This is a genomic window from Streptomyces atratus (genome assembly GCF_040655115.1).
Lineage (GTDB): Bacteria > Actinomycetota > Actinomycetes > Streptomycetales > Streptomycetaceae > Streptomyces > Streptomyces atratus_D.
On record NZ_JBFAJH010000108.1, the window covers coordinates 1 to 6683 of the forward strand.

Sequence of the window (6683 nt, forward strand, 5' to 3'; positions counted from 1 at the left end):
CGCTGCCCAACGGATCTCCTCAGTACGTGGGGACGCCGCAGAATACGAGCTGCATCCCGCGGCGTGTGATTCCACGTAACTAATAGGGACCGGGTGTACGCGTAGGCGATTGGATTTCGGGGTATGGCAGAAACCGGTGCTCTCCTGTCCGATCTCCGCCCGGCACCCGGCCCTGTCACGGGGACGGCAGGCGGTTTTGCGGGCTTCGGTGCCGCTGTGGGCGGGACCGTCCGTTCGACGTGCGGAGCCAGACCGTGGCGAATCAGGACACGGGCGGGTGCCGCTACTGCGGCGGGCCGCATGACGAGGCGACTGCTGTCGCCTGTGCGGCTGGGCCTGCTCATTCGTCCCACTGGTCAAGGAGGATGTCGGCCGGGTCGGTGCCGGGTGCTGTGGCTCCTTCGTGCAAGGCCTGCTCTGCCCAGATGATTTTGCCGTGGGCGGTGTACCGGGTGCCCCAGCGCCGAGCGAACTGGGCGATCAGGAACAGTCCCCGGCCGCCCTCGTCGGTGGCCGCCGCTCGGCACAGATGCGGCGAGGTGCTGGAGCCGTCGGCGACCTCGCAGATCAGATTGTTGCTGTCGTGCAGCAGGCGCAGCCTTATGGGCTGGGCGCCGTACCGGATGGCGTTGGTGACCAGCTCGCTGACGATCAATTCGGTGGTGAAGGCCAGACGGTCCAGGCCCCAGGTCTCCAGCCGACGGGCGACGTCAGTGCGGACGCGGGAGACGGCCCGTGGATCGGAGGGTATGTCCCAGTTGGCGACCTGGTCGGGGTTCAGCAGCCGGGTGCGGGCGATGAGCAGGGCGACGTCGTCGCGGGGGCGTTCGGGCAGGAGGGCGTCGATGACGTCCTGACAGGTCTGTTCCAGGGTGCGGTCGCGGTGGGACAGGGCGTCCCGCAGGAGGTCCAGGCTGGTGTCGAGGTCGCGGTTGCGGTCCTCGATCAGCCCGTCGGTGAACAGGGCCAGCCGGCTGCCCTCGGGCAGCCGCAGTGTGGCGGTTTCGAACGGGAGAGTGCCACCGAGGCCGAGGGGTGGTGAGACGGGGATGTCGGGGAAGGTGACGGTGCCGTCGGGCTGGACCAGGGCGGGACCGAACTGGCCGGCGCGTGCGATGGTGCACACACCGGAGACCGGGTCGTAGATCGCGTACAGGCAGGTGGTGCCGGTGATCTGCTGCCCCTCCTCCTCGGCGGCGGCCTCGTCGGCGTCGATTCGGGCGACCAGCTCATCCAGGTGGGCCAGCAGCTCGTCAGGGGCCATGTCCAGGGCGGAGAAGTTGTGCACAGCGGTGCGCAGTCGGCCCATGGTGGCCGCAGCGTGCACCCCGTGACCGACGACGTCGCCGACCACCAGGGCCACCCGGGTGCAGGGCAGCGGGATGACGTCGAACCAATCCCCGCCCACTCCCGCCTGTGCGGGCAGATAGCGGTGGGAGACCTCCAGGGCGCTCAGTACAGGCAGCTCCCGCGGCAGCAGGCTGCGCTGCAGGGTGACAGCCATGGTGCGCTCGCGGGTGTAGCGACGGGCGTTGTCGATGGCCACCGCCGCCCGGGCGGCCAGCTCCTCGGCAAAGGACCGATCCTCCTCTCCGAAGGCCTCAAGGGTCTCCGCACGCCAGAAGTCGGCCAGCCCCAGCACCACGCCGCGGGCCCGCAGCGGGACGCTGATCAGCGAGTGGATGCCGTAGTCCAGGACCTGCCGGGCCTGCTCGGGATGCTGGGCCTGCCAGCTGTCGGCCGCGCGCAAGTCGACCTCGAGGACTGCCTGGCCGCTCGCCGCGTCCGACGCCATCGGACTGATGGGTGTGAATGTGATGAGCTCACCCACCGGGTGGAACGGCGAGTCCTGCCGGACGCCGCTGGCGGCCGCGCGCCGCATTTCGGTACTCCCCTCGGGGGGCTCGTCGCCCCGCAGGACAGGCTCCAGCAGCTCGACGGTGACGACATCGGCGAAGCGCGGGACCGCCACCTCGGCGAGTTCCTGGGCGGTGCGTGCCACATCCAGTGTGGTGCCGATCCGCACCCCGGCTTCGTAGAGCAGTTTCAAACGCCCCCGGGCCGCTTCCGCCCTGCCCGCAAGCGCCTGTAGCTCGGTGGTGTCCCGTAGCGTTACCGCGTTCCCGGCAAGCCCTCCGTAGGGGGCGGTGGGCCGCACGTTCACTGCCAGCAGACGGTCGCCCGCCAGACGCACCTCGTCGGTCGCCCCTCGCTCGGAGATCAACAATGCGGCCATGGACGGTTCCAAGCCGAGGGCCGTGACATGGCGCCCCTCCGCGTCCGCGGGCAGGTCCAGCAGTCGCCGTGCCTCGTCGTTGGCCAGCAGCAGCTGGCCGTCGCCACCGATGATGAGCACGCCCTCCCGCACCGAGTGCAACACCGCGTCGTTGTGTTCGTACATTCGCGTGATCTCGGCCGGGCCGAGGCCGCGGGTCTGGCGCAGCAGCCGTCGGCTGAGCACCGCCGCTCCGCCCGTGGTGACGGCCACCGCGCCGACCGCAGCGCCCACCACGGCGGGCAACTGCGCTGTGACCATGGCGCTGACGTGCTCAATCGTGATCCCGGCGCCGACCGCGCCGATTACCGAACCATTCGGTTCCTTGATGGGAACATAGGCCCGGATCTGAGGGCCGAGAGAGCCAACACCTTCCTCCCGTACGGTTCGGCCGGCCAGCAAGGGAGCCATGTCCGTAGCGGTGTGGCTCCCGGGGTGACCCGCACTGGAGGAAAGGGCGTAGTAGATTCCGTCCCGGTTCAGAACGCCCAGGAAGTCCACGCCGGAGCCCCTCCAGGCCTCCTCGACCCGCGGCTGCAGCACTGTGGTGGGGTTGGGTGACCTCAGAGCATCCACGAGCCCCGGAGAGCTGGCAAGGCCCTGCGCGACAGCGAGTGATTGATTGCCGGCCGCGCGGGTGCTCTCGCGTTGGGCCGCCAGCGTGAGCATCACGACAGCCCCGATGGCAAGGAGCACCACGACCACCACTTGCAGCACGAACATCTGGCCGACGACGCTGCGGACACTCAGCACCGAAGGCGACCCTTTTCGTCGGCTGCGAGCGCCAGTGTCCAAGAACGGTGCGTCCGGGGAAGAACTGGATCGGATGCGAAATCCGCGCATAAGTTAATTTTGCGCTTTCTCTTCAAACCCTGGAACGATCACACGGTCACAGACCGATGTCAGGAAGGGGGATGCGCACCAGTCCCCACGTCTCGCGGGCCCGTCGGGCGGTGGAGCACATGACGAGGTCGGGCACGCAGCCGCCCTCGTACAGCCACCTGCCCGCCGGCTTCGACCTGGCCGCCCGGGCGGCGACGGTTGCCGGCCGCGTAACCCCGGGGGCGAGGCCACCGCGCCCCCGCGTGATCGAGGCCGGCCCGCGTCACCTCAACGCGGCCAACTGAAGGTGCACCGCCGCGGTGGTGCGCGCGGCATCGCCGGTGGCGAGCAGGTCCAGCAGCGCCCCTCGCAGGACGGCGAGCACGAGGGAGCGCTGCGCGAGTGCGGCCTCGGTGTCGCGCAGCTCGGCGGGCTGGCCAGTGGCGAGCAGCGTCAGCCAGTCGCCGACCGTGTCGCGGGCGAAGCCGGCCCACGGCCCGTCCGGGTCGATGAGGGAGCGGGCATAGCTCTCGACCCACAGCGTCAGCAGGCCACGGTGGGCGTCGTCGGACAGCCACCGCCACAGCTCTCGGGCGACCGACTGCAGCCCTTCGGGCTCATCCTGCGAGTCGGCGATCTGCTGGATGACGACCATCTCGTCGGCTCTGGCCCGCGCGAGCAGGGCGCGGATCAGGCCGTCCTTGCTCCCGAACAGGTAGAGCAGCACGCGCGGGCTGGAGTGGATCTCCTCGGCGAGGGGACGCAGGGACAGCTCGCCGAGGCCGCTGCGCAGGGCGTAGGCGTAGGCCGCCTCCAGCAGCTCCTGGCGGCGAGGGGAGGGGTTTGTTTCGGATCGGGTCACCGGGCTAGCCTACTGAAACAGTCGTTTCAGTAGAAATGTGAGTGAGGACATGATGGCGGAGCGTGAGGTGGCCATCCGGCTGCTGGGCCAGCCCGGCGACTTGGGCTGGGTGGTGATGGCGCACGGCGAGTGCTACGACCGGGAATTCGGCTGGGACACCAGTTTCGAGGCACTCGTCGGCCGGATCGTCGCCGACTACGCCGACGAGAAGGAGCCCGGGCCGCAGGCGGCCTGGATTGCTGAGGTCGACGGGGTACGGGCCGGATGCGTCTTCTGTGTCCGTGCAGACGACCGGACCGCGAAGCTGCGCCTGCTGCTCGTCGATCCGAAGGCGCGCGGCCTGGGCCTGGGAGCCCGCCTGGTCGAGGAGTGCCTGCGCTTCGCGCGTGAGGCCGGGTACGAGGCGATCACCCTGTGGACCAACGACGTGCTCGGCTCGGCCCGGCGCATCTACCAGAAGCACGGCTTCGAACTCGTCGCCGAGGAACCCCACCACAGCTTCGCACACGACCTTGTCGGCCAGACCTGGCAGCGCCGCCTGTAGCAGCCCCCTGACAGGCCACTGCGGTGCCGGTTGAGCCCCGGCGGCGCGCGGCCGGGTCGCGCTGGGCGACGTGCCGGACATACCGCTCCAGGGATCGCGCGGAGACTGAGCCAGCCAGCAGCATCGGCGTTGAGGTGCCGCCCTCGGCATCGTGCGTGGGGGCACTGGGGCGGAGCAGGTACAGGACCCGTCCAGGCTCTCGAAGTCCTCGGCCGAGGCGGGCGGGTTGTCCAGCAGCCGCGTGTTCTCCTCGAAGATCTCCTCGGGCCCGGCGGTAGGAGAGCCGGGCCCGGGCCGTCTCCGGGCACACGTCCGGCGTCGCCGTGCCGACCGGAGCCTTACGACCAGTCAAGAACAGCGGGCCGCGGGTTCGGCGGGAAATCAGGCGGGGAAACAACTGGGCGCTACCGGACTGCCGTGGATCCATTCGGTCATCTTGCCGCGCTCGACCGCCGGGTACAGGGTCCTCCACGTTCAGGCACAGCACCTCACCCGCCCGGGCTGCGGACTGGAGCCTGTGGCACGGCGTGGCGCCCAACAACGGCGGCAACGTGCGCAAGTCGGTGATCCTGCGGTTCGGCCGACTGCGGATCAGGCCGAACGACCACGATCGGATGGCCGAGCACACCGTCGCCAGGATGACCAGGCGGCAGCGGCGTATCTGCGGGCACTTCGGTAGGCAGCCCGACCCCATGGACTGGTACTTTCCGACTGACCAGGCCACCATCATGGGTCGGAGCCGACAACCAGATGACTTCTTCAGCCACGTCAACGGCTGCGGCACGGCGAGCGCTTGGCGCTGTCCTGGCAGCCGAGGTGGTGTCGGTCGCGGGAAACCGGATCGCCCTGATCGCGATTCCCTGGTTCGTGCTGGACACCACCGGTGATCCCGCACGGGCCGGGCTGAGCGGGGTCGCCTACTTCGTTCCCGTGGTGCTGGCCGGGATCTTCGTCGGCCCCCTGGTGGACCGCATGGGATTCATCCGCAGCAGTGTCCTGGCCGACCTGGCCAGCGGCGTGACGGTGGCCGCGATCCCGGTCCTGTACATGCTGGGCCACCTGTCGTTCTGGCTGTTGCTGGTCCTCACGTTCGCCGGCTCGATGCTCGACGTTCCAGGCACAACAGGCCGCCGCTCCCTCATGCCCGACCTGGCCGAAGCCGGCGGTATGCGGCTGGAACGGGCGATGAGCGCGCACGAGACAGTGATGCGTGTCGCCCAGCTCACCGGCGGATTACTCGGCGGCGTGCTCGTCGCAGCTCTCGGGCCAATCCTTGTGCTGTACATGGATGCGGCCAGCTTCCTGGTATCGGCCCTGATCGTGGGACTGACTGTGCCCCGGGCGTCGCCTCGCAAGGCTCCGCACCTGTCGAAAGGCACGTCACGGTACTTCGCGGAGCTCAGGGAAGGGCTGCGGTTCATCCGCGAGGACACGTTGCTGCCCCGGATCCTCGTGGTGTTCATGTTCGCCAACATGGCCGACAACGCCCTGTTCACCGTGCTGCTGCCCACCTTGGCCGAGCAGGTGCTCGACAACCCGCTCGCCCTGGGGCTTTCGGTCGCCGCCTTCGGCGCCGGCGCCCTGGCGGGCGCGGTCCTGTTCGGTGCAGTTGGGCATCAGTTCCCCCGGCACGTAATCCTGACCGGCGCGTTGCTGATTTCCGGGGCCCCGAAGTTCTTCGTCATCGCTGCGATGCCCGGAACTCCCACGCTTGTCGTCACCATGGCTCTCGCCGGCATCGCTGCTGGACCAGTGAACCCGCTGTTGACCGCCGTCCAGTTCAGCCGTATTCCCTCGGAACTCCGGGGACGCGTGTCCGGCGCGATCATGGCCGCGGTTGTGGCCGCGGTGCCGGTGGGTATTTTCGGCGCTGGCCTGCTGGTCGCCATGACCAGCCTCACCACGGCTTTGCTCGTGATCGCGGCTGGTTATCTCCTGGTCAGCCTCTATCCCGCATTACATCCCGCGTGGCGAGCCGCCACCCCATGACCCTCCAGATCGATCGACCTGCCAGATCGGCGGTGACCTGGCCGCCGCCGACCGCCACCACCGAACGCGGCGCGCTTGTGGTCCCATAACTGGCAACTAGGGCGTGTTCCAGGTTCAGATCACTGTTGGGTCAAATCGCTCCGCCGGAGTGGCTCGGGACGGTAGACATCCGGGGTGACGCGAGGCGATCT

General features: G+C 69.1%; 5 protein-coding genes. 3 read left to right on the forward strand and 2 right to left on the reverse strand.

What is annotated here, in order from left to right; all coding sequences use genetic code 11:
- Positions 1-340: 340 nt before the first annotated feature.
- Entirely contained in the window at positions 341-3118 is a 2778-nt protein-coding gene (locus AB0I23_RS40795; RefSeq protein WP_436847077.1) for a SpoIIE family protein phosphatase, read from the reverse strand.
- A gap of 71 nt (positions 3119-3189) precedes the next feature.
- Between AB0I23_RS40795 and AB0I23_RS40800 the strand changes: the two genes are divergently transcribed.
- Complete coding sequence (locus AB0I23_RS40800) at positions 3190-3402, forward strand: hypothetical protein (protein ID WP_359118260.1); 213 nt, start codon at positions 3190-3192, stop codon at positions 3400-3402.
- Here the strand turns inward: AB0I23_RS40800 and AB0I23_RS40805 are convergent.
- Positions 3381-3959, reverse strand: coding sequence for a TetR/AcrR family transcriptional regulator (locus AB0I23_RS40805; protein ID WP_359118262.1), 579 nt, complete (start codon positions 3957-3959; stop codon positions 3381-3383). The genes AB0I23_RS40800 and AB0I23_RS40805 overlap by 22 nt on opposite strands.
- Before the next feature lie 52 nt (positions 3960-4011).
- On the opposite strand from AB0I23_RS40805, the gene AB0I23_RS40810 reads away from it, so the two are divergent.
- Together AB0I23_RS40810 and AB0I23_RS40815 are read left to right on the forward strand one after the other, a co-directional pair.
- Entirely contained in the window at positions 4012-4503 is a 492-nt protein-coding gene (locus AB0I23_RS40810) for a GNAT family N-acetyltransferase (RefSeq protein ID WP_359118268.1), read from the forward strand.
- Positions 4504-5253: 750 nt separating this feature from the next.
- A complete protein-coding gene (locus AB0I23_RS40815; RefSeq protein ID WP_359118264.1) occupies positions 5254-6492 on the forward strand; it encodes an MFS transporter in 1239 nt (412 codons plus the stop codon).
- The last annotated feature ends 191 nt before the right edge of the window (positions 6493-6683 follow it).

Coding starts and splice junctions, on each gene's coding strand:
- AB0I23_RS40795 (WP_436847077.1), bottom strand. CDS start 3,118: ATGCGCGGATTTCGCATCCGATCCAGTTCTTCCCCGGACGCACCGTTC.
- AB0I23_RS40800 (WP_359118260.1), top strand. CDS start 3,190: ATGCGCACCAGTCCCCACGTCTCGCGGGCCCGTCGGGCGGTGGAGCAC.
- AB0I23_RS40810 (WP_359118268.1), top strand. CDS start 4,012: ATGGCGGAGCGTGAGGTGGCCATCCGGCTGCTGGGCCAGCCCGGCGAC.
- AB0I23_RS40815 (WP_359118264.1), top strand. CDS start 5,254: ATGACTTCTTCAGCCACGTCAACGGCTGCGGCACGGCGAGCGCTTGGC.